21 protein-coding genes and 1 riboswitch are annotated in these 21,475 nt (G+C 44.3%); all 21 genes read left to right on the forward strand.

Annotated features, from left to right (window positions below):
* Window positions 1–115: 115 nt before the first annotated feature.
* Window positions 116–2,869, forward strand: coding sequence for a cation-translocating P-type ATPase (locus AC0MXB_RS04760; RefSeq protein WP_474038464.1), 2,754 nt, complete (start codon window positions 116–118; stop codon window positions 2,867–2,869).
* Between the two features lie 45 nt (window positions 2,870–2,914).
* Window positions 2,915–3,754, forward strand: a complete 840-nt coding sequence (gene dapF, locus AC0MXB_RS04765; protein ID WP_474038465.1) for a diaminopimelate epimerase — start codon at window positions 2,915–2,917, stop codon at window positions 3,752–3,754.
* A gap of 97 nt (window positions 3,755–3,851) precedes the next feature.
* Window positions 3,852–4,475, forward strand: coding sequence for a hypothetical protein (locus AC0MXB_RS04770; protein ID WP_474038466.1), 624 nt, complete (start codon window positions 3,852–3,854; stop codon window positions 4,473–4,475).
* A gap of 138 nt (window positions 4,476–4,613) precedes the next feature.
* On the forward strand, window positions 4,614–5,498 hold the full coding sequence (locus tag AC0MXB_RS04775) for a YicC/YloC family endoribonuclease (RefSeq protein ID WP_474038467.1): 885 nt from the start codon (window positions 4,614–4,616) through the stop codon (window positions 5,496–5,498).
* A 44-nt stretch (window positions 5,499–5,542) separates the two neighbouring features.
* Window positions 5,543–5,809, forward strand: a complete 267-nt coding sequence (gene remA / locus AC0MXB_RS04780) for an extracellular matrix/biofilm regulator RemA (protein WP_474038468.1) — start codon at window positions 5,543–5,545, stop codon at window positions 5,807–5,809.
* Between the two features lie 15 nt (window positions 5,810–5,824).
* Window positions 5,825–6,472 (forward strand): guanylate kinase, encoded by a 648-nt coding sequence (gmk, locus tag AC0MXB_RS04785; RefSeq protein ID WP_474038469.1) that lies wholly within the window; start codon window positions 5,825–5,827, stop codon window positions 6,470–6,472.
* Window positions 6,473–6,495: 23 nt separating this feature from the next.
* Window positions 6,496–6,702 (forward strand): DNA-directed RNA polymerase subunit omega, encoded by a 207-nt coding sequence (rpoZ, locus tag AC0MXB_RS04790; protein ID WP_474038470.1) that lies wholly within the window; start codon window positions 6,496–6,498, stop codon window positions 6,700–6,702.
* On the forward strand, window positions 6,699–7,907 hold the full coding sequence (gene coaBC, locus AC0MXB_RS04795; protein WP_474038740.1) for a bifunctional phosphopantothenoylcysteine decarboxylase/phosphopantothenate--cysteine ligase CoaBC: 1,209 nt from the start codon (window positions 6,699–6,701) through the stop codon (window positions 7,905–7,907). The genes rpoZ and coaBC overlap by 4 nt, the downstream gene beginning before the upstream one ends.
* Window positions 7,908–7,956: 49 nt before the next feature.
* Window positions 7,957–8,063, forward strand: a riboswitch (SAM riboswitch).
* A 68-nt stretch (window positions 8,064–8,131) separates the two neighbouring features.
* Window positions 8,132–9,322, forward strand: coding sequence for a methionine adenosyltransferase (gene metK / locus AC0MXB_RS04800; RefSeq protein WP_474038471.1), 1,191 nt, complete (start codon window positions 8,132–8,134; stop codon window positions 9,320–9,322).
* Window positions 9,323–9,390: 68 nt separating this feature from the next.
* Window positions 9,391–9,561, forward strand: a complete 171-nt coding sequence (locus tag AC0MXB_RS04805) for a hypothetical protein (RefSeq protein WP_474038472.1) — start codon at window positions 9,391–9,393, stop codon at window positions 9,559–9,561.
* A gap of 61 nt (window positions 9,562–9,622) precedes the next feature.
* On the forward strand, window positions 9,623–12,061 hold the full coding sequence (gene priA / locus AC0MXB_RS04810) for a primosomal protein N' (protein ID WP_474038473.1): 2,439 nt from the start codon (window positions 9,623–9,625) through the stop codon (window positions 12,059–12,061).
* A 59-nt stretch (window positions 12,062–12,120) separates the two neighbouring features.
* On the forward strand, window positions 12,121–12,597 hold the full coding sequence (gene def, locus AC0MXB_RS04815; RefSeq protein WP_474038474.1) for a peptide deformylase: 477 nt from the start codon (window positions 12,121–12,123) through the stop codon (window positions 12,595–12,597).
* Window positions 12,587–13,534, forward strand: coding sequence for a methionyl-tRNA formyltransferase (gene fmt, locus AC0MXB_RS04820; protein ID WP_474038475.1), 948 nt, complete (start codon window positions 12,587–12,589; stop codon window positions 13,532–13,534). The genes def and fmt overlap by 11 nt, the downstream gene beginning before the upstream one ends.
* Before the next feature lie 10 nt (window positions 13,535–13,544).
* On the forward strand, window positions 13,545–14,354 hold the full coding sequence (locus tag AC0MXB_RS04825) for a DUF116 domain-containing protein (RefSeq protein ID WP_474038476.1): 810 nt from the start codon (window positions 13,545–13,547) through the stop codon (window positions 14,352–14,354).
* On the forward strand, window positions 14,351–15,679 hold the full coding sequence (gene rsmB / locus AC0MXB_RS04830; protein WP_474038477.1) for a 16S rRNA (cytosine(967)-C(5))-methyltransferase RsmB: 1,329 nt from the start codon (window positions 14,351–14,353) through the stop codon (window positions 15,677–15,679). Before AC0MXB_RS04825 ends, rsmB begins: the two co-directional genes overlap by 4 nt.
* 14 nt (window positions 15,680–15,693) lie before the next feature.
* Window positions 15,694–16,746 carry a dual-specificity RNA methyltransferase RlmN gene (gene rlmN / locus AC0MXB_RS04835; protein ID WP_474038478.1) on the forward strand — a complete coding sequence of 351 codons (1,053 nt, stop codon included), beginning with the start codon at window positions 15,694–15,696 and terminating at the stop codon, window positions 16,744–16,746.
* A gap of 76 nt (window positions 16,747–16,822) precedes the next feature.
* The gene (locus AC0MXB_RS04840) at window positions 16,823–17,602 is read left to right on the forward strand and encodes an FhaA domain-containing protein (protein ID WP_474038479.1); all 780 of its coding nucleotides are present in this window, start codon (window positions 16,823–16,825) and stop codon (window positions 17,600–17,602) included.
* Entirely contained in the window at window positions 17,603–18,079 is a 477-nt protein-coding gene (locus tag AC0MXB_RS04845) for an FHA domain-containing protein (RefSeq protein ID WP_474038480.1), read from the forward strand.
* Window positions 18,080–18,084: 5 nt separating this feature from the next.
* On the forward strand, window positions 18,085–18,804 hold the full coding sequence (locus AC0MXB_RS04850; RefSeq protein ID WP_474038481.1) for a Stp1/IreP family PP2C-type Ser/Thr phosphatase: 720 nt from the start codon (window positions 18,085–18,087) through the stop codon (window positions 18,802–18,804).
* On the forward strand, window positions 18,805–20,070 hold the full coding sequence (locus tag AC0MXB_RS04855) for an FtsW/RodA/SpoVE family cell cycle protein (protein ID WP_474038482.1): 1,266 nt from the start codon (window positions 18,805–18,807) through the stop codon (window positions 20,068–20,070).
* Entirely contained in the window at window positions 20,063–21,466 is a 1,404-nt protein-coding gene (locus tag AC0MXB_RS04860; protein ID WP_474038483.1) for a peptidoglycan D,D-transpeptidase FtsI family protein, read from the forward strand. The genes AC0MXB_RS04855 and AC0MXB_RS04860 overlap by 8 nt, the downstream gene beginning before the upstream one ends.
* Window positions 21,467–21,475 lie beyond the last annotated feature (9 nt).

The raw sequence follows: 21,475 nt of genomic DNA on the forward strand, positions 1-21,475 counted from the left end.
TTTTAGTTCTATCATAGTATAGCATTAAGGTTTTCCAGCGGTCAAACAACGCGCCTGTTCTATTTACTTCATACTTTGAATAGCATGGTAAAAAAGGCCGTGGGGTGAAACTGGTGTGAATAGAGATTGGCATTTATATCAAGCAGATGAAGTGATTGCTCACTGGCGAAGCGATCCCAGTGAGGGACTTGATTCCAAAGAAGTCGCTAGAAGACAAGAAGAATATGGTCTGAATGAGATGCGGCCGCGTCGGCGTAAATCGCGTAAACAGATCTTTTTCGGGCAGTTTCAGGATTTTATGGTGCTTATTTTATTGGGCGCCGCATTACTTTCGTCTTTTCTCGGCGAATATATTGATGCAGGGACCATCATGCTGATCGTGTTACTCAATGCGGTGCTTGGTTTTGTGCAGGAGTATCGAGCAGAAGCATCGCTGGAAGCATTGCGTAAGCTAGCCGTGCCGCAAGCAACGGTTTTGCGAAATGGCATGGTGCAGCAAGTTCCGGCACGCTTTCTTGTCCCTGGTGATATTCTAGTGCTCGAAACAGGTCAGCGAGTTGCAGCTGACGCCAGGCTCATCAAATCCCACTTTCTCGAGGTGGAAGAAGCCGCTTTGACTGGGGAATCTCTGCCAACAAGAAAAAATGCCACCTTTTTAACTCCTTCTAACAGTGCTCTAGGAGATCGCTCTAATATGATTTTTAGCGGAACGACTGTTCGAAGGGGCCGCGGCAAAGCCATTGTTTGCGCCACAGGCATGAGAACAGAAGTTGGACAAATTGCCGATCTGTTAAATGAAATTGAACCGGAAAAAACACCCTTGGCCAAGCGGCTGGAGCATTTGGGAAGACGACTTGTCTGGGCTTGTCTCGGGATTTGTTTTGTCGTAGTGGTGACAGGCGTTTGGCGAGGCGAGCCATTATTACTTATGTGCTTAGCGGGAATTAGTCTGGCTGTTGCGGCTATACCGGAAGGCTTGCCAGCGATTGTGACAGTTGCACTGGCGCTAGGGGTACAACGAATGATTCGCCGCAATGCGATTGTGCGCAAATTAGCGGCTGTAGAGACGTTAGGCTGCGTTACCGTCATTTGTTCCGATAAGACAGGCACTTTAACGCAAAATGTGATGACAGTGCAAAAAATTTTTACGGAAGAAGGGGAAATCTCGGTTACGGGACAAGGCTATGATATACGCGGCGAATTTCAGACTGGCGGTGAGAATATAGCGCCGCAGAAAAACGCGGGGCTGCGGCTCTGTCTAGAAATTGGCGTTTTGTGTAATAATAGTGAAGTTGTACATCATAAAGTAACAATTCACGGTTTATGGCGCAAAGAACCGAAAGATTTTCAGGTGGAAGGCGATCCAACGGAGGGCGCTCTTGTTGCGGTTGGCGCGAAAGCAGGAATTTGGCGTAGTGACTTAGAAAAAAAAGCAGAACGAGTCAGTGAAATTCCTTTTGAACCGCAGCGGCGGCGTATGTCGGTGCTATATAAACAAACCGGAAAAAAAGAGCAGTTTCTTTATGTTAAGGGGGCGCCTGATACGGTCATCCCCTTATGTGACCGCTTTTATCAGAATGGGCGCGAATGCCTGCTTACACCGGCAGAGAGATCCCGCATTGAGGTGCAATATGAAGCCATGACGAATCAGGCGCTTCGCGTGCTAGCTTTAGCGTATCGGTTGGTTTCGGCTGATGTATGCGCCGAAAACGTCGATGAAGCCTTGGAACAAGAGCTTGTTTTTGTTGGGCTTGTTGGTATGATCGATCCACCGCGCGAATCCGTAAAGGAGTCACTAAACTTATGTCAGCAGGCGGGAATCCGCACTGTTATGATTACGGGAGATCACCCCAATACGGCTGTAGCGATTGCTCGGGAGCTCGCTTTGTTGAAAAAAGACCATGGTACGGTTATTACTGGTACGGAGCTAGATCGACTCAGCGACAAGGAATTGGCGCATCGCGTCAATGATGTGGTTGTTTTCGCCCGTGTTTCGCCAGGACATAAGCTGCGAATTGTGCGGGCTTTAAAATCGCGGGGGCACATTGTAGCCATGACTGGCGATGGAGTAAATGATGCGCCAGCCATTAAAGAAGCTGATATTGGCATTTCTATGGGGATCTCAGGCAGCGATGTGGCGAAAGAAGCAGCAGCTATGATTTTAACGGATGATCACTTTTCGACGATCGTAGCCGCTGTGGCCGAGGGAAGGGGTATTTATGATAATATCCGCAAGTTTATCCGTTATTTACTTGCCTGTAACACTGGAGAAGTATTGACTATGTTTCTTGCCGCTTGCCTAGCTTTACCGCTACCGCTTCTGCCTGTACAGATTCTATGGGTCAATTTGGTCACTGACGGTCTGCCTGCGTTAGCTCTTGGTGTCGATAGGAAAGATCCGGCCATTATGCTAAGGCCGCCGCGATTTCCGCGAGAAAGCTTGTTTTCTCGTGGCTTAAGCCGTAAAATTATAGCAAGAGGTTTGCAAATTGGCTGTAGTACCATTGCCGTTTTCTTTTTCACCTATACAGTGCAGAACGACTTGGCTTTAGCTAGAACGATGGCGCTTACTACACTGGTATTTTGCCAGTTGTTTCATGTATTTGACTGCAGATCTGAGTTTTTTAGCATTTTGGACATCGGATTTTTTAGCAATTGGCAACTGCTGTTGGCTGTGACTGGATCGGTTTCGATGCATCTTGCAGTTCTCTATCTTCCTGTTTTAAGCAGTTTGTTTTCGCTGGTGCCGCTTCACTTAGGCGATTGGGCTGTGATTCTATGCTTATCGGGATGGACGCTCTTTGTGAGCCTGATTAGACGGCTGTGGCGACCGAAAAGAGCCATTCCTTCAGCGGCGCAACGAGTCTGATAGAATTGATTTTGGCTATATTGCAGCAATTAAGGAGGTTTTTTCATGAATTTTACAAAAGTACACGGTCAGGGAAATGATTTTGTAATTATTGACGGAACAAAAGAAGCTGTTACAGACTATTCGCAAGCAGCGATTGAAATTTGCGATCGCCACTATGGGATTGGCGCTGATGGGTTTGTTATTATTTTGCCATCAGAAACCGAAGATTTCCGCATGCGAATTTTTAACTCTGATGGCAGCGAAGCGGAAATGTGCGGCAATGTGACGCGTTGTGTTGCCCGTTATGTCTATGAATATGGTCTCACAACGAAAACGAAAATTACGTTGGAAACCTTAGCTGGCGTGATTCGTCCCGAACTGATTATGAAAGATGGCAAGATTGAGACGGTTTGTGTTGATATGGGTGAACCCCGTCTGTTAAGAAAAGAAATTCCTATGACCGGCGATGGCGATAGTCAAGCTGTAAATATAGCAATTGTCGCTGATGGAAAAGAGTATTTGGCAACATGCGTGTCTATGGGAAATCCTCATTGTGTAATTTTTGTTGACGATATGGCTACCGTTGATTTGACTAAAGTCGGACCAGTCATCGAAACGCATCCTTATTTTCCCCGCAAGACCAATGTAGAATTTGTGGAAGTTCTAGGTCCCAAGGAAATGCGTATGCGTGTTTGGGAAAGAGGTGCTGGCATTACGCTCGCCTGTGGCACGGGAACAAGCGCTACTTTAGTTGCAGCTGTTTTGACCGGAAGGACGCAGCGAGAAGCTCTTGTTCATTTAGACGGCGGTGACTTAACTGTGGAATGGCGCGCCGATAACCATATTTATATGTCTGGTCCGGCTGTTGAGGTTTACTCTGGTGTGTATCATCGAAAAGTATAAAAGAAGTTTCATTGATGAAATAATATGAAAAAAGAGGGAAAAGTCAGAGAAATGGTGTAATAGAATAAGTAAAGTCTGTGTGTGGGAGAGTGAACCTATGAACAAGTATGCGAAAGCACTCGGTGCTCTATTAGGTTTGATTTTCTGGTGCTCGAATGTCTTTGCGGCCGCCTCTGCTAATGATAGCGGCGCAGCACAGACTTATGCCATTAAGGGCGTCCATTTAAGTGATGATGATTTCATGGCGCCTTGGCGCTCTTATGAAGAAAAGACGCAAAAACTAAACGACAGCGTGGATCAGGCTTATTGCTATACGCCCTTTCTCGTAGTAGCAATTGATGCTAGAAATAAACTGGCTGATCATTTGCCTGTCTATGTGCCAGAGGGAGAAAAGCTTTGGCAGGACTATGCCGGGTTTTTAACCTTTGCTGTTCAGTTGTACCAAACCGATTCGACCTTACCACAAGGCGTTGCTGTGTGGCTGGAACAAGATCAGAAGATTTTTTCTCCTGTTCAGTCCAATTTGCCCAGTGAGCTTAAAGTGGTTGCGCCAAGTTCTGCTCCCGTAGCGGGAGCGCCGAAACCGCGCCAGCTTTATTTGTTTGCAGCTTACTACTATTTCCCTGATGAGGGGATTTCTCATGATCGCCCTGTAATTTTATGCGTGGCGAATAAAGAGAAGAAATACCGTTTTTTCTTTGATATGAAAAAAATTCGTTAGAGAAAGCGAGGGGGAGATTTCCCCCTTTTTTCTTAGAAAAAAGGAAATCCACGAAAAAGCTCGAAATAGATTGATAATCAAAGCATGAATTCGTTTTTTTTGCTTACAATACTCCATGGTAAGGGATGGTGCAGATTAGTGCTTAAAAGTATGACAGGGTTTGGTCGGGGCGAATTTCTTGATGAAAGCCACCGACTTAGTATAGAAATTAAAGCAGTGAATCATCGATATAATGAAATTGTAGTTCGCATGCCGAAAAATTTAGCTTCACTGGAAGATAAGATACGCCGCAAGATTGCCGCAAGCCTTGCCAGAGGTCGGATTGACGTTTTTATTACAGTAGAAGAATATGGCGAAGCAAAGCGCAGTGTAAGGGTTGACAAAGAGCTGGCAATCGCTTACCATAAGGCGATAAGCGATTTGGCGACACTACTTAATATGACAGCAAGTGAATCAGTCAGTCAAATTTCCCGCTATCCTGACGTGCTGAAGGTAGAAGAAGTACGTGAGGATGTTTCTGTGCTTTGGCCAAAAATTGCCGCTGCCGCTGATGCGGCCATTCAGAACCTTATGAGTATGCGGACTGCTGAAGGCGATAATATTGAGGCTGATTTTATCAGACGGATTGCCGACATGAAGGAAATTTTGGCGAAGATTGAAGTGCGGGCGCCGCAGGTTGTCAGTGATTATCGGCAAAAAATTTCGGAACGGATGAATGAGTTTTTACAGCCTGTGGCGGTGCAAATTGATGAAGGTCGGCTGTTGCAAGAAGTTGCTTTATTTGCTGACCGTATTTCAATCACCGAGGAAATTGTCCGTTTAAAAAGTCATTTTGATCAGTTTATGACCATTTTAAATAGTGGCGAGGCTGTAGGTCGAAAGCTTGATTTTTTAGTGCAGGAATTTAATCGCGAAACAAATACGATTGCTTCTAAAGCCAATGATTATCAGATTGCTACACTCGTTGTGGAAATGAAAAGTGAGATTGAGAAGATCAGAGAGCAAATCCAAAACATAGAGTAGTAATATAGATGGTTTTGCAAGAATTTTGCAGGAGGAATCAGAATATGGAAATCAAATTAATTAATATTGGTTTTGGTAATATTGTATCAGCTAACCGGATTATTTCCATCGTGAGTCCTGAATCGGCGCCGATTAAACGCATTATTCAAGAAGCGCGTGACCGTGGTATGCTGATTGATGCGACTTATGGACGGCGAACTCGTGCTGTGATTATTGTTGATAGCGATCATGTGATCCTTTCAGCAGTTCAGCCAGAAACTGTCGCGCATCGGTTGTCAAGCAAAGATAGTGCTGAAGATGTACAGGAATAAGGGGGATATACAGGTATGACGCGGCGTCAGGGAGCGCTACTTGTTCTTTCCGGCCCCTCTGGAGCCGGCAAGGGAACAATTTGTAAAGAGTTACTTCGAAAAGCTTCAGCTACACTTCACTACTCTGTATCGGTTACTACAAGACCGATGCGGGTTGGGGAGGAAAATGGAGTCAATTATTGGTTTGTTTCGCAGGAAGAGTTTTTGACGATGCGTGAGCAACAAAACTTGTTGGAATGGGCGGAAGTTTATGGTAATTATTACGGAACGCCGCGACAATTTGTTGAAGAAAAACTACAGGCTGGCCAAGATGTCATCTTAGAGATTGATATTCAAGGCGCAATGAAAGTCAAAGAATCTTTTCCGCAAGGCGTTTTCATTTACATATTGCCGCCGTCGCTTACGGAATTAGAACACCGTATTGTTGGGCGGGGAACTGATAGTGAAGCGGTTATTGAGCGGCGTATGAAATGCGTCAAAGAAGAACTTACCTTTGCCCATGAATATGATTATGTCATTGTCAATGATGTAGTGGCGAAGGCGGTAAGTCAGGTTGAGGCTATTATGCAGGCGGAGCACTGTCGCATTATTCGTAATGAGGCGTTACTTGAACATATTTGCCTGTTTGGCAGTATCGACGAAGATGAAGAATTACCAGGCTGATTTTAGGAAGGAGATTTTCAAACATGATATATCCATCGCTTGATTTACTCGTAAACAAGGTAGATAGTAAATACACTTTAGTCGTACTGGCGGCGAAACGGGCCAGACAGATTATGGATGGGGAACCAACCTTGATCGACTGTCGTTCCAATAAACCGGTAACAATGGCGCTCGAAGAAGTCGCTTTAGGTAAAGTTTCCTACGAGCGGACAAAGGCAGGTATTAAATAGTGTCAATTCAAGGCAAGAATATTGTGCTAGGCGTTACAGGCGGCATTGCTGTTTATAAAGCGGTTGATGTAGTAAGTAAATTAAAAAAAGCCGGTGCCAATGTTCATGTGATTATGACGGAATCGGCAGCGAAATTCGTCAGTGCGCTTACGTTTCAGGAAATGAGCGGCAACCCTGTTGTTGTCAGCATGTGGAGCGAAGCGAAGCATTGGAATGTCGAACACATTGCACTGGCGACGTTAGCCGATGCGTTTTTGATTGTTCCGGCTACCGCTAATATTTTGGGCAAGATTGCGAATGGGATTGCTGATGATATGCTGTCTACGACAGTGATGGCGACAAAAGCTCCCGTTATTGTTGCTCCGGCGATGAATACGAATATGTATTGCAATCCTGTTGTGCAAAAAAATATGGCCACTTTAAAAGAGCTTGGTTACCACTTTATTTCGCCAGGCAGCGGCCTATTGGCCTGTGGCACTGAAGGAGTGGGACGGTTAGCGGAACCTTTGGAAATTGTCGCTTTTGTACAAAACTTTTTTGCGCAAAAGAAGCCGCTTCTTGGTAAGACCATTTTAGTTACAGCAGCTGGCACGCGTGAAGCCATTGATCCTGTTCGCTATATTGGTAATCGATCTAGCGGGAAAATGGGCTATGCTATTGCGGCGCAAGCGGTAAAACAGGGAGCCAAAGTTATTTTAGTATCAGGTCCTTCCAGTTTGCCGCAACCTGATGGCGTTACTTTTTGTTCTGTTGAGAGCGCCAAAGAAATGCAGCAAGAAGTGCTAAAATATTTTACGACTTGCGATGTCGTCATTAAGGCAGCCGCTGTATCTGATTATCGTCCAGTAACGGTAGCTACTCATAAAATCAAGAAAAATGACGGGAATTTAATCATTGAATTAGAGCGCAATCCGGATATTTTACGCGAATTGGGTACTATAAAAGAAAAACAGATTCTCGTAGGCTTTGCGGCGGAAACGCAGAATGTAGAAGCTTATGCAGCGAAAAAACTAGTAGAGAAGAATCTTGATCTTATTGTAGCGAATGACGTATCACAGCCAGGCGCCGGATTTAATGTTGACACGAATATAGCCAAGCTTTTATTCCGTGATGGCGCCATAGTCGAATTACCGCAGATGACGAAAGAGGCTTTGGCTGATCAAATATTAGATCATGTTTTCACAATTCTGCAAAAAAGCTCTTGATTTTTTTGCCATTCTACTATACAATTGCTCTTGTGAAAATTTTATATTTTACTCATCAAGAGTTGGTGGAGGGACAGGCCCAATGATACCGCGGCAACCATTTAGTACAAGCTAAAACGGTGCCAATTCCGGCGAGAAATTCTTGCGAGATGGGAGAGCGAATGATTAAACTCCCATTTAGGGAGTTTTTCTTTTTTAAACAGCACAATAGAGGAGGGCTTTTTTTGAAAGAAAAACGTGTTTTATTTACATCAGAATCAGTTACAGAAGGACATCCTGATAAAATAGCTGATCAGATTTCTGACGGCATTTTAGATGCTATTTTAGAACAAGATCCTTTTGCTCGCGTTGCCTGTGAAACGCTGGTAACTACCGGTCAAGTCCATGTAGCCGGTGAAATTACGACGCAGTGCTATGCCGATATTCCTAAAGTTGTCCGCAACACCGTAAAAGAGATTGGTTATACTCGGGCAAAATTTGGTTTTGACGGTGATACTTGCGGCGTCCTTGTGTCGATCGACGAACAGTCGCCTGATATTGCTATGGGTGTTGATAAAGCGTTGGAAGCGAAACAGGGAGAAATGGATGAAATTGAAGCAATTGGCGCTGGCGACCAAGGCATGATGTTTGGTTATGCTACGAATGAAACCGATGATTATATGCCTTTGCCAATTTCCTTAGCGCACAAATTATCACGTCATTTATCGGAAGTTCGTAAAAATGGAACACTGCCTTACTTGCGTCCTGATGGAAAAACACAAGTTACGGTAGAATATGTAAATGGCAAGCCTGTACGCATTGATACGATTGTCATTTCAACCCAACATGGCCCGGAAGTGGAACTAAAAACAATTGAACAGGATTTAATCGCACATGTGATTAAACCAATCGTACCAACGGAACTGCTTGATGATAAAACTAAATATTATATTAATCCGACGGGCCGTTTTGTTATTGGCGGTCCACAGGGTGACGCTGGCTTAACAGGCCGTAAAATTATTGTTGATACTTATGGCGGCATGGCTCGTCATGGCGGCGGCGCTTTTTCCGGTAAGGATCCTACAAAAGTAGACCGCTCTGGCGCCTATGCAGCTCGTTATGTGGCAAAAAATATTGTTGCCGCCGGCCTTGCTGATAAATGCGAAATTCAGCTTGCTTATGCGATTGGCGTAGCTCGTCCTGTTTCAGTTATGGTAGAAACCTTTGAAACAGGCAAAGTGGATGACGCTGTTATCGCTGCTTTAGTACAGAAACATTTTGATTTGCGTCCTGCTGGCATCATAAAAATGCTGGATTTACGTCGTCCGATTTATAAACAGACGGCTGCTTATGGTCATTTTGGCCGTAACGATCTGAACCTTCCTTGGGAGAAAACAGACAAGGCTGCTATTTTACGCCAGGAAGCTGGTCTATAAAGCCATAATTTCATCATACTTGGCTATACTATAAAGGCTGCTTTATTTTATAGTCAGGAGATGATATTATGAAACGATTTTCCTCGTGCGCTAAGAACCGTCTTCATCGTTACGCACCACAGATGCCTTACTGTTATGAGGAAGATTGGTTTACCCAGGAAGATCCTCTCTCCTGCAATTTACCAAGCTGGTGGAATTGGGAGCAGGATTTTGCCGAGTTTGAGCGAATTGAATTTTAGAAATCGGATTTTATAAGGAGACTATTTCTTAGTCTCCTTACTTTTATGCGTGGTGGAAAATATGACCTATGCTCAGGTTGTTGTAAATATAACGGTAAGAAGGCTTGATCGTCCCTTTACTTATCTGGTTCCAGAAGGCTGGGAGGTAGCAAGGGGCTGTCGTGTTCTCGTTCCCTTTGGCCCTCGTATGGTAGAAGGCTTTGTAGTAGCTGTTCTATCAGCTAATGATTTGATAGCAGCAGCAGGCGAAGACCTTGACGAAGAGACGTTAAAACCCATTCGGGAAGTACTTGATGAAACACCGTGGTTTGATGAAAGTATGCTAGAAACAGCTCGGCAGCTTGCTGATTATTATTTATGTTCGCTCAGCGATACACTCAGACTATTCGTGCCAGGGAAAAATACGATAAAAACAAAGCGAGGCTATCAGGAAAACTTGGCGGATTTGCCAGAGTTAAAGCAGGTTTTGCAGGAGCTTTCTTTGACCCAAAGATCGCTTTATGAAGCAATATGTTCATCAAACTTAAAAACAGAAGCAGAACTCATGAAACTGCCGTTTTATTCGAAAAAAGATTTGCAGTTTCTCTTGCGTGCTAAAGTCATTACAACAAAAATTATTACAAGTCGGACGGCAAACGAAAAAACTGATAAGGTATTGGCAATTTGTGCTGCTTTGTCTGATCAAGGGAAGACTGTAAATTGGTCGCGTCGTCCTGCCCAGAAGAAGGTTATTGACTTTGTACAGCAGGGCTGTGTTATGTGGTCTGATTTGAAGAATCAGGGCGTTCAGTGGGACGCTGTCAAACGGTTGCAAGAAGAGGGCTGGATTACTTTCAAGGAAGTACGGACTTTTCGCCGTAGTTACGGTGAAACTGCCATTATGGGCACTCCGCCTGTTTATACGAAGGAACAACAGGACGCGCTTGCGAAAATAATTCCTTCGTTGGCCGTAAAAGTGCAGCAAACTTTTTTGCTTCATGGCGTAACCGGCAGTGGCAAAACAGAAGTTTATCTGGCGGCTGCAGCAGAAGCGCGGCGACTGGGACAGCAGGTTATTATGCTTGTGCCGGAAATCGCATTGACAGGGCAAATTGTCCGGCGTTTTAAGGAACGATTTGGCGAGGATGTCGTTGTCATTCATAGTAAACTCAGTTTTGGGGAACGCTTTGATTCTTTTTGTCAGATGAAGGAAAGAGAAGCGGGGATTGTCATCGGGGCTCGCTCTGCTTTATTTGTTCCAGCTCCGTCCCTTGGTCTGATCATGCTTGATGAAGAACATGAATTTACCTATAAGCAAGAGGAACTTCCTCGTTACCATGCGCGTACGGCGGCGATTATTCGGGCAAAAACTACTGGCGCTACCGTTCTTTTGGGCAGTGCTACGCCAGCTTTGGAAACATATTATGAAGTGCAAGAAGGACGCTATGAGCTGCTTTCTCTGGACTATCGTGTTGATAAGCAGCCAATGCCGCAGGTGGAACTTGTTGATTTGGCCCAAGAATTGAAATCAGGACGGCGAACCGTAATTTCTCCGCCGCTGGCTAATTTGCTTACCGAAACGATGCAGCGAGGCGAACAAGCAATTATTTTGATTAATCGACGTGGTTATTCAACCTTTATTCTTTGCCGCGAATGCGGTCATGTGATATCCTGTCCTCATTGCGCCATTGCTATGGTTTATCATTCAGTAGGGCAGGATCTTCGCTGTCATTATTGCCGTCAGACGGCGTCCGTTCCTGATATCTGCCCGGCCTGCGGCAGTCGTTATATTAAGTTTTTCGGCACAGGAACCCAAAAAGTAGAGGAAGAACTTCATAAATTGCTGCCAGATAAGACGGTAGTGAGAATGGATCAAGATACAACAAGCAAAAAATTTTCCCATGACCGGATTTTAAAGGAATTTCTGCAAGGAAAACAAGATATTTTGCTGGGTACTCAGATGGTGGCGAAAGGTCACGATATTCATAATGTAACGGCTGTTGGCGTGATTTCTGCTGATACGGCGCTCAATTTACCAGATTTTCGGGCGGCTGAGAGAACTTTTGCCCTGATTACTCAGGCTGCTGGCCGGGCTGGGCGCGGCGATAAACCAGGAACTGTCGTTGTACAGACTTATAATCCTGACCATTATGCGCTTCTTGCAGCAGCTGACCATAATTATCGGGCTTTTTATGATCAAGAAATTGAATTTCGTCGTCAGCTTTCTTATCCGCCCTTTTGTCAGATTATCAAAATCATTTGGCAAGGCAAGGCAGAAAGTCCTTTACGCTTGCAGGCGGAATCAGCTTGCCGCGTTTTACAAAATAGGTTAACTTCGCCCCAGACGGAGATCATTGGACCAGTAGCGGCAGCGATTGCTAAGATTCAAGATACGTATCGCTTGATTGGACTGATTAAAACAAGCGAACCTGATAAGGTTCGGGACGTCATTCGCGACGTAAAACTGTTAGAAGAGCGAAATGTGACTGTCGATGTAGATCCTCTTAGCTTGATGTATTAGATTTTTTACTTGTTATGTGCTAAAATTGTTTCAGGATTTTCATAAAAGGAGGAATCATTATGGCGATTCTTGATATAAAACGAGCTGGCGATAAAGTACTTAAGGAAATTGCGTTGCCAGTAGAGAAAATTGATAAAAAACTTAAGCAGCTTCTTGATAATATGGCTGATACTATGTATGCGGCTGATGGAGTAGGTTTAGCTGCACCACAAGTCGGCGTATCACTGCGTGTTGTGGTGATTGATGTAGGCGATGGGCTGATTGAACTGATTAATCCGGTTATTATTGCCAAAGAAGGCGAAGAGGTAGGTCCGGAAGGTTGTTTAAGTGTGCCCGGTGTTTGCGGCGAAGTGAAACGTTTTGCCTCTGTAACAGTAGAAGCGTTGAATCGGCAAGGAAAAAAGGTTCGATACCAGGGAACAGGACTTTTAAGCCGCGCTTTTCAGCATGAAATTGACCATTTAGATGGGATCTTATTTATTGACATTGCGGAAGCGATTATGACTAGTTCAAAGGATGATTCTAATGACAAATAAGCCATTGCGTGTAGTTTTTATGGGCACGCCTGACTTTGCTGTTCCCTCATTAAACGTGCTTATTGAAAATCCCTTGACTGAGGTTGTCGCCGTAGTAACCCAGCCTGATAGGCCGAAAGGCCGTGGGCGAAAGCTTATGTTTCCGCCCGTTAAGGAAGCGGCTGTAGCGGCAGGAATTACCGTGCTTCAACCTGAGTCGATTAAAACAGAAGAAATGTTTCACACCTTACAAGAGCTAGCGCCAGACCTGATGGTTGTAGTTGCTTTTGGCCAATTTTTACCTGAATCGCTCTTAAAACTGCCGCCTTGTGGTTGTGTGAATGTCCATGCTTCCTTATTACCAAAATACCGTGGCGCAGCACCGATTCACTGGGCGATTATGAATGGCGAGACCGTGACAGGTGTTACAACCATGTATATGGATAAAGGCATGGATACAGGTGATATGATTTTAAAAGCGGAAACAGCCATTCCTGCCGATATGACAACAGGGACGCTGCATGATGTGCTTATGCTGCAAGGCGCTAATCTGTTAAGTGAGACTGTTGCGTTAATTGCTGCTGGCAAAGCCCCGCGGGAAAAACAGAGTGCTGAAGAAGCTACTTATGCTGCTTTATTGAAACGTTCAACGGAACGAATTCAATGGAAAAGAACAGCCCAAGAAATTCATAATCAAGTAAGAGGCTTAAATCCCTGGCCAGGCGCTTTTGCGAAAACCGATTCGATGAATCTTAAGATCTGGCAAACTCGTGTTCTTGATGACGCGCAGACTGGTACGGCAGGGATGATTGTTGCTTGCACGGAAAAAGGCTTTGTCGTTCAGACTGGCAAGGGCCTTTTAGAAATCGTTGAAGTGCAGCCGGAAAGTAAACGGAAAATGACAGCCCAGGAGTGTCTATGTGGTTACTGCATTCATCCTGGGGATACGCTAAAGTAGGGGTGAGTTTATGCTGGAAGTAGTTAGCCGACCACAGAAACGATTGTTTTTGGCGTTGCTCTTAGTCAGCCTTATCATAGCAGCCTGCTCCATCTATGGAATTTGGAAAGTCAGTTTACCTGGATTGTCAGCTTTGAATGAGTTGCTTCCTTGGTTTATTGGCACGATCCTCGGTCTATTTGTATTGACTGTATTTGCTGGAGTCGGCGGAATTATTCTGGCGATTCTCGGATTTCCTACGCCCCGGTTTTTCCAAGGTGTTGCCTGGTCTGCTGTCCAACTACTTTTTCCTATTGCAATTGCTTTAGGTAAATTGTTTGATGTAGATAAAGAGCGGGTGGAACGATCTTTTATCGAGGTGAGTAATCATCTGATTCGTAAACGACAGGTTATTGTAAAACCAAACCGTTTCTTAATCCTTACGCCGCACTGCATTCAGCAGGAAGACTGCCCTTATAAGGTTACTAAGAATATCGAAAATTGCCGACGCTGCGGTCGCTGTCAGGTAGGGGAGCTTGCTGCTGTTGCTGAAAAGTACGAAGTCCATTTGGCCATTGTTACAGGCGGTACTTTAGCGCGGCGTGTAGTGAAAGCTTTAAAGCCGCAAGCGATTTTAGCAATTGCTTGCGAGCGGGACTTGACTACAGGAATTCAAGATGTATTTCCGTTACCCGTAGTAGGCCTCTTAAATGAGCGGCCCTGCGGTCCTTGTTGTAATACGCGCGTCGATATGGCGGCCGTAGAAAAGATTGTACGGCAATTTCTCGGAATGGAAGAAATAGAAGAAAAGGAAGAAAAACAGGCGGAGGAATGTAAATGAATGCCAGAGAAATGGCGTTGCAAGTCATTAATGAAATAATTGATAGTGGAGCCTACTCGAATATTGCCTTGGCAAAAAAATTGCATAAGAGTGTTGTGAGCGAACAGGATCGGCGCTTTATTACCGAACTTGTATATGGTACGGTTAAGACTCATAAGACACTTGATTATTTTTTGGCCAAGTTTATTACCCGTAAACTTTCTACTTTATCGCCTGTTATTTTAAATATTTTACGTCTTGGTTTATATCAGATTCTTTTTTTGACAAAGGTGCCGCCATCGGCTGCTTGCAATCAGTCGGTAGAACTGGCTAAAAAGTATGGTCATGCTGGCACTGTAAAATTTGTCAATGGCGTGCTGCGTAATATGATTAGGCAACAAGATAAACTGACCTATCCTGATCCTGCCCAAGAGCCAGATGCTTACTTGGCTTATTTTTATTTTCACCCGCTGTGGTTGGTACAGCATTGGCTGAAGCAGTATGGTTTTTCTGAGACGGAGGCTTTATGTGCGGCGAATAATGAAATTCCGCCTTTAACGCTGCGTACGAATACGTTAAAGATTACGCGGGAAGAGTTGCTTAAAAAGCTACGAGATCTTGGAGTTGTCTGTGAAGCTTTGACGAGTGTGCCCGAAGGAATTCTCGTTACAGAGCATGCATCGCTTGATCATTTACAGCCGCTGCAAGAAGGCTTTTGTCAAGTTCAAGATACAAGTTCTATGCTTGTCGCGCCGATTGTAGATCCGCAGCCCGGGGATTTTGTGATTGATGCTTGTAGCGCTCCTGGCGGCAAAAGCACTCATATGGCGGCATTAATGCAAAATAACGGCCGAATCCTTGCCGTAGATTTGCACGAACACAAACTACCTTTAATTGAGCAGAATGCCAAGCGGCTTGGCATCTCAATCATTGAGACTTTGGCTTATGACGCCACAAAATTATCGAAGTCTGGTTATGAGCTTGCTGATAGAGTACTGGTTGATGCGCCTTGCTCCGGTCTTGGCGTATTGCGCCGTAAAAGTGATTCTCGCTGGCGTAAAGATCCGAAGCTGTTACAAGAGTTGCCTAAATTGCAGCTGGAAATTCTACGAGAGGCGGCTCGCTGCGTAAAGCCGGGCGGTGTTCTTGTCTATAGTACTTGTACGATTGAAACGGCGGAAAATGAAGCGGTTATCGAGCGTTTTCTGCAGGAAGAATCTCACTTTGTGCTTGAACCGGCTGGTAAATATTTACCGCAGCCTACGGATGATAAGGTTATTCGCTTCTTTCCTCATCGCGACGGACAGGATGGTTTTTTTATCGCTCGCCTGCGGCGTAGTCACTAAAGGAGGATTGAACTTTGAAACAAAAATTATTTGGATTATCGATTCAAGCCATATCAGAAGCTGTTGGCGCTTATGGACTCAAGCCTTTTCGAGGCCGCCAAATTGCTAAAGCCATTTATCAACGTTTTGTTACGGATTTTTCGGAGATGACCGATCTCAGTAAAGAGGATCGGTCGTTGCTTTCCGAACATTTTTCAATTGAAGCGCCGCAATTAGAGCGGGAGATTGTTTCTAAAGATCAAAAAACCTGTAAAGTTTTGTTGCAGCTTATTGATGGCGCCTGCGTCGAAACCGTCTTAATGCGTCAGCCCTATGGCAATAGTTTGTGTATTTCCACTCAGGTGGGATGTGCTATGGGCTGTCTTTTTTGCGCTTCTACTTTGAAGGGGCTAGAGCGAGATCTTACGGTAGGCGAAATTATTGGGCAAATTTGGTTTATGCAGCGTTTATTAGCTAAAACAGAAGAAAAAGTAGATACTGTTGTTGTTATGGGCACAGGCGAGCCGTTGCAAAATTATGATTCGCTGTTGGCGGCAATTCGGCTTTGCCATGACAAAGATGTTTTTCATCTAGGCTATCGTCATTTTACTGTTTCGACTTCCGGCATTGTCCCGCGTATTTATGACTTGGCGCAGGAAGAGATTCCCCTTACTTTATCAATTTCGCTACACGCGCCAACGGATGAGGTAAGAAGTCACTTAATGCCAATTAATCGTAAATATCCGCTTGAGGAAGTACTTCAGGCTGGCGATGCTTATGCGAAAGCCACGGGACGACGTGTCACTTATGAATATATTTTAATTGCTGGCATCAATGATGGGGAAGAACAGGCTAGACTGTTAGCTAAACTTTTAACAGGCAAGTTAGCAAATGTCAATCTGATTCCCGTGAATCCAGTACCAGAGCGAGGGTTGCATCGACCGCCGCTTAAGATTATCGAACGATTTGCTAAAATTTTAGCGGATCGTCATATTACAGCAACAGTTCGTAAAGAAATGGGTGTTGATATTCAAGCAGCTTGTGGGCAGTTACGTCATCAAAAACTGATGGAACAAGAGACTTTGTGAGTTTTTTGACTCGCCTGATAAATTCGCATATAATGGGATTATCTGCTAGTTCATTTTGTCAATAGGAGTGTTTATTGTGAAATTTGTCCGGAATCTGGAAAGCTTTTTTGAAAAGTATATTGAAGGCTATTTCAACAGTAAATTTTCCAGTGAGCTTCAACCAGCGGAAATTGCCAAGAAGCTTGTACGGGAGATGGAAAATAAATGTTCTGTCGGCGTTTCTAAAACATATGCTCCCAACCATTACCAAGTTTTACTGCGTAAGACCGATTATGAAGCTTTGTTGCCTGTAGCTGGGGCTATTCAAGAAGAAATGACTCGGTTCTTATTAGAAGAAGCAGAAAAACGAGATTATACTGTACTGGCGACGCCAACTTTTGAATTTAGCGAGGGAACCAATTTAGGCAAAGGACAGTTTGCAGTGATTGGTGAATTTACGGAAGCGATTCCTTATGAGCGACCAGCTGCGCCGCCGAAAAAAACAGTACTTGACGCGGAAGAATTGGGGCAGACAAAAACATTTGGTAATTTTTCGCTCAAAGCGACAGAAACAGCTGTTTTACAGTCCAAAGCCCACCTGAAAATAGTGGAGGGACCCGATCGTGGTGCTGTGGCGTTACTTTCTTTGCAGCGGTTTCATTTAGGACGCCGCGAAAATAACGAGCTTTCTTTGTCCGATATGAATACATCGCGTCTTCACGCTTACATTCAATGGGAAGAAGAACAGTACGTACTTTATGATGCCAAGAGTTTAAATGGTACTTATGTGAATGGCCAAAAAATCAGCCGTAAAGTATTGAAGCACAACGATAAGATTCGAGTAGGACAGACTTTGCTTTTATATGAGGTGATCTAAGTGCCATCTTTTTCGCTGCCCCTTGTAAACAGCAGTCAGATCCTAAATGGGGTTGGTCTGGTACTGCAATATAGTTTACTTGGTTTTATTTATTATTTTATTTACCGCATGGTTCGCTTTGGATATGCTGATTTATCTAGATCGTCTGCCGCTGCAAAAGCAGAAGAAACCGTCGGTTTAGGCGGGGCTAGGCTGCGCGTTCTAGAAACAGGAGAAGAAAGTATACCAGAGTCAGACTATTTAATTGGTGATCAAATTTCGATTGGACGCAGTCTAAATCATACGATCGTGTTGACAAATGCTTTTGTTTCCTACGACCATGCTATTATCGAACGACGGAAAAATCATTATGTTTTATCTGATTTAAATAGTACTAACGGAACTTTCGTAAATGGCGATAAAATTCAGGGAGACTATCGACTGGAGCAAGGAGACGAAATTCGAATTGGAATCGTGACATTTCGCTTTGAGAGGTGATGGATGTGCTGGCTTTTGTCAAAACAGATATTGGATTAGTGCGTGAAGTGAATGAAGATCATTATGCTTTTGAGCCGCCAGAGCTTTTAGTTGTGGCCGATGGCATGGGAGGGCATGTGGCAGGCGAAATTGCGAGCCAGTTAGCAATTTCAACGATTGTTGAGTATTTACGGCAGCCTTTTGCCGCCAATAAAACGCAACAGGAGCTAGAGAAGGCTCTACATTTAGCCAATGAGAAAATTTATGAGCGTTCGCAACAAGGACGCCAGTATTTAGGCATGGGAACGACTGTGACTGCCTGTTATATTTTGGGACAAAAAATTTATTGGGCTCACGTCGGTGACAGCCGCATGTATCTTATGCAACAAGGGCTTTTACGGCAAGTGACTGAGGATCATTCGTTAGTTGGTGAATTATTGCGTCAGGGAAGTATTACGAAAGCGGAAGCTGATGTGCATCCGCAACGCAATATTTTAACACGCGCAGTAGGAACAAGCAGTAAAATTCTCGTAGATTCCGGCTGTGCTCAGTGGGAGCCATCGGACTATCTGTTGCTGTGTACAGATGGGCTGACCGGTCTTGTTTCGGAAACTGCGATTGCCCAAATGATTTCGACAGAATCGATTAGTCAAAATACGGTCGATTCTCTGGTACAAGCGGCGCTAACAGCCGGGGGCTATGACAATGTTACTGTAATTTTGGCGCAAAATGAGGGAGAATCTTAAATGGGACAGCTTCGATCCCGACAGGAAGCTTTATTGCTTGTTTGTGCATCACTCATTTTAATAAATGGTCTTTTGGTTGTTTGTCTAGCTCATAACACGATGGATGTAAAAGTGCTTTTACCGGCCGCTTTATTGATTATCGGCGCGTTTATTGTTCATTTTATTGTTCGTCGCTTAGCGCCTTTTGGCGATCCGTTCTTTTTTTCCGGAGCTTTTATGCTTGCAGCCCTTGGTCTAACTATGATTTACCGACTGAAGCCTCAGCTTTATTTTTCGCAGACCTTATGGGTAGGAATTGGCTTTTTCCTCTTTTTGCTTGGTTCGTGGTATTTTCGCCAGATTGAGAAATTAGCAAGTTATAAGTATATCTTTGGTATTTTGGGAATTGGGCTACTGTTAGCTGCCGTGATTTTCGGCGTAGAAATCGGCGGTCATAAAAGTTGGATTGTTTTAGGTCCCATTCGATTTCAACCGTCCGAATTCGCTAAAATCTTTGTCGTGCTTTTTTTAGCAGGTTATCTCAATGAGAATAGAGAATTGCTCCGTTTTGCTACAAGGCGGTATGGATTTTTTGAAATACCAGAGCCGCGTTTTTTGGCACCATTACTGCTTCTCTGGTTTTTAACAACGGTCATGTATATTTTTCAACGAGATCTTGGCTCCGCGCTGCTTTATTTTGGCACAGTTGTCATTATGGCTTATATGGGAAGCGGGAAGACGAGTTTTATATCTGTTGGCACCGTCTTGTTTTTACTAGGTTCTGTTGTAAGCTATAAATTTTATAGCCATGTACAAACACGGGTTGATATTTGGCTCGATCCTTGGCAAGATCCTTCCGGCGGGGCCTATCAAATTGTTCAGTCGCTCTTTGCTTTAGGTAGCGGTGGTCTCTTTGGCAGTGGCTTAACTTATGGATTTCCAGAGTTGATTCCGGAAGTGCATACTGATTTTATTTTTGCAGCGATTGGCGAAGAACTTGGGTTTGCTGGTGCTGGCGGTACGCTATTAATCTATTTGTTTCTTGTCTACCGAGCTTTTCGTACGGCTATTTATGCTAAGACGCCTTACCAAGCGCTGGTTGCTGGTGGACTTGCGACTGTTTTTGCTCTACAGGTATTTTTGATTGTCGGTGGTGTTATCAAATTCTTCCCACTTACGGGGATTCCTTTGCCTTGGATCAGTTATGGCGGCAGCTCCCTTGTGGCAAATTTCATTATGCTTTCCATGCTTTTTGCCATTTCAGGAAGAAGGTCAAACCATGGATAATATACTCATAGGATCAATTCGTAAAGCAGCCTACTTTTTACTAGGTCTTCTTTTGCTGCTGTTGTTTTACTTAACGTATATTCAATTTTATGAGAGTTCTTTTTTATCATCGCATCCGTTAAATCGCCGTAGTGCTTTGCTTTTAAAGCAAGTGGAGCGAGGCGACATTTTAGATCGCAATGGTAAAATTCTTGCTCAAAGCCGTAAGGAAAAGGCTGGCTTTGTCCGCGAATATCCGCAAGGTTCGCTCTTTGCTCAGGTGATCGGTTATTCTGATGAAAAATTGGGTAAAACAGGCATAGAAAGTACTGCCAATGGCGAACTCTCGGGCATGAGCGATCCTTGGCGTCGCTTAGGCGCCATTAGTCATGTTTTTTTCCCGCATCAAGGGCACTCGGTTATTTTAAATCTCGATGCCGATTTGCAGCAGGTTGCTTATCAGGCGCTAGGAAATCGTAAAGGCGCTGTTGTAGCTATTTCTCCCAAGACCGGCCAGCTACTCGCTTTAGTGAGCAAGCCGTCGTTTAACCCGAATCGGATTGCGGAAGAATGGCAGAGTATATCAACAGATAAAAATGCGCCACTTTTAAATCGAGCCCTGCAGGGGCTTTATCCGCCAGGATCGACCATGAAAACTTTGACAGCCGAGGCTGCATTTTATGAAAAACTGGCAAATCCGCAAAAAATATATCGATCCGATGGGTTTTTAAAAATACCGCCTGATTATGTGTTGCATGAAATTCAAGACAAAGCCTATGGTGATCTCACCGTCAACCAGGCTTTTGCCGTATCTTCCAATGTCGTTTTTGGTAAGTTGACTTTAGAACTTGGTCGCAGCCGATTAAGTAAAGCCTATGAACGATTTGGCTTTGATAAGGCTCTTGATGAATCTTTAGAAGGAGAAAAGCCTCGTTTGCCGAATTTTAAAGATCTTGGCGATGGTGATTTGGCGCAGACGGGAATCGGTCAAGGTAGCTTGGTGGCATCGCCTTTGCGTATGGCTATGCTGGCAGCGGCGCTAGCCAATAATGGACAGATGATGGAACCTTATTTAATTCAAAAAGTTGTGGATTATGATGGTCGCATCTTGCGGCAGAATTCGCCGAAAACATGGCTTACGGCTACAACCCCGGAAGTGGCTGCTTTCATGAAACAGATGATGATTTATGAAGTAGAAAAAGGTACGGGCCGCGGCGCTGCATTAGGCGGCGTGACGGTTGCTGGTAAAACAGGAACAGCGGAAAATCCCCATGGTGATGATCATGCTTGGTTTATTGGTTTTGCTCCGGCGGAAAATCCCGTTATCGCTGTAGCAGTGATTATAGAGAATGGTGGCGGCGGTGGTGCTGTAGCGGCCCCTGTTGCTCGTAGAGTATTTGAAACGGCACTACATTAAGGAGGTGAA

The sequence above is a fragment of the Pelorhabdus sp. sgz311001 genome (genome assembly GCF_055901755.1).

What these genes read in the sequence shown, in the direction of transcription:
- def (WP_474038474.1), top strand. Translation starts at nt 12,121, where the DNA reads ATGGCGATTCTTGATATAAAACGAGCTGGCGATAAAGTACTTAAGGAA.
- priA (WP_474038473.1), top strand. Translation starts at nt 9,623, where the DNA reads ATGACCTATGCTCAGGTTGTTGTAAATATAACGGTAAGAAGGCTTGAT.
- AC0MXB_RS04770 (WP_474038466.1), top strand. Translation starts at nt 3,852, where the DNA reads ATGAACAAGTATGCGAAAGCACTCGGTGCTCTATTAGGTTTGATTTTC.
- dapF (WP_474038465.1), top strand. Translation starts at nt 2,915, where the DNA reads ATGAATTTTACAAAAGTACACGGTCAGGGAAATGATTTTGTAATTATT.
- fmt (WP_474038475.1), top strand. Translation starts at nt 12,587, where the DNA reads ATGACAAATAAGCCATTGCGTGTAGTTTTTATGGGCACGCCTGACTTT.
- rsmB (WP_474038477.1), top strand. Translation starts at nt 14,351, where the DNA reads ATGAATGCCAGAGAAATGGCGTTGCAAGTCATTAATGAAATAATTGAT.
- AC0MXB_RS04805 (WP_474038472.1), top strand. Translation starts at nt 9,391, where the DNA reads ATGAAACGATTTTCCTCGTGCGCTAAGAACCGTCTTCATCGTTACGCA.
- remA (WP_474038468.1), top strand. Translation starts at nt 5,543, where the DNA reads ATGGAAATCAAATTAATTAATATTGGTTTTGGTAATATTGTATCAGCT.
- AC0MXB_RS04825 (WP_474038476.1), top strand. Translation starts at nt 13,545, where the DNA reads ATGCTGGAAGTAGTTAGCCGACCACAGAAACGATTGTTTTTGGCGTTG.
- gmk (WP_474038469.1), top strand. Translation starts at nt 5,825, where the DNA reads ATGACGCGGCGTCAGGGAGCGCTACTTGTTCTTTCCGGCCCCTCTGGA.
- AC0MXB_RS04860 (WP_474038483.1), top strand. Translation starts at nt 20,063, where the DNA reads ATGGATAATATACTCATAGGATCAATTCGTAAAGCAGCCTACTTTTTA.
- rpoZ (WP_474038470.1), top strand. Translation starts at nt 6,496, where the DNA reads ATGATATATCCATCGCTTGATTTACTCGTAAACAAGGTAGATAGTAAA.
- AC0MXB_RS04855 (WP_474038482.1), top strand. Translation starts at nt 18,805, where the DNA reads ATGGGACAGCTTCGATCCCGACAGGAAGCTTTATTGCTTGTTTGTGCA.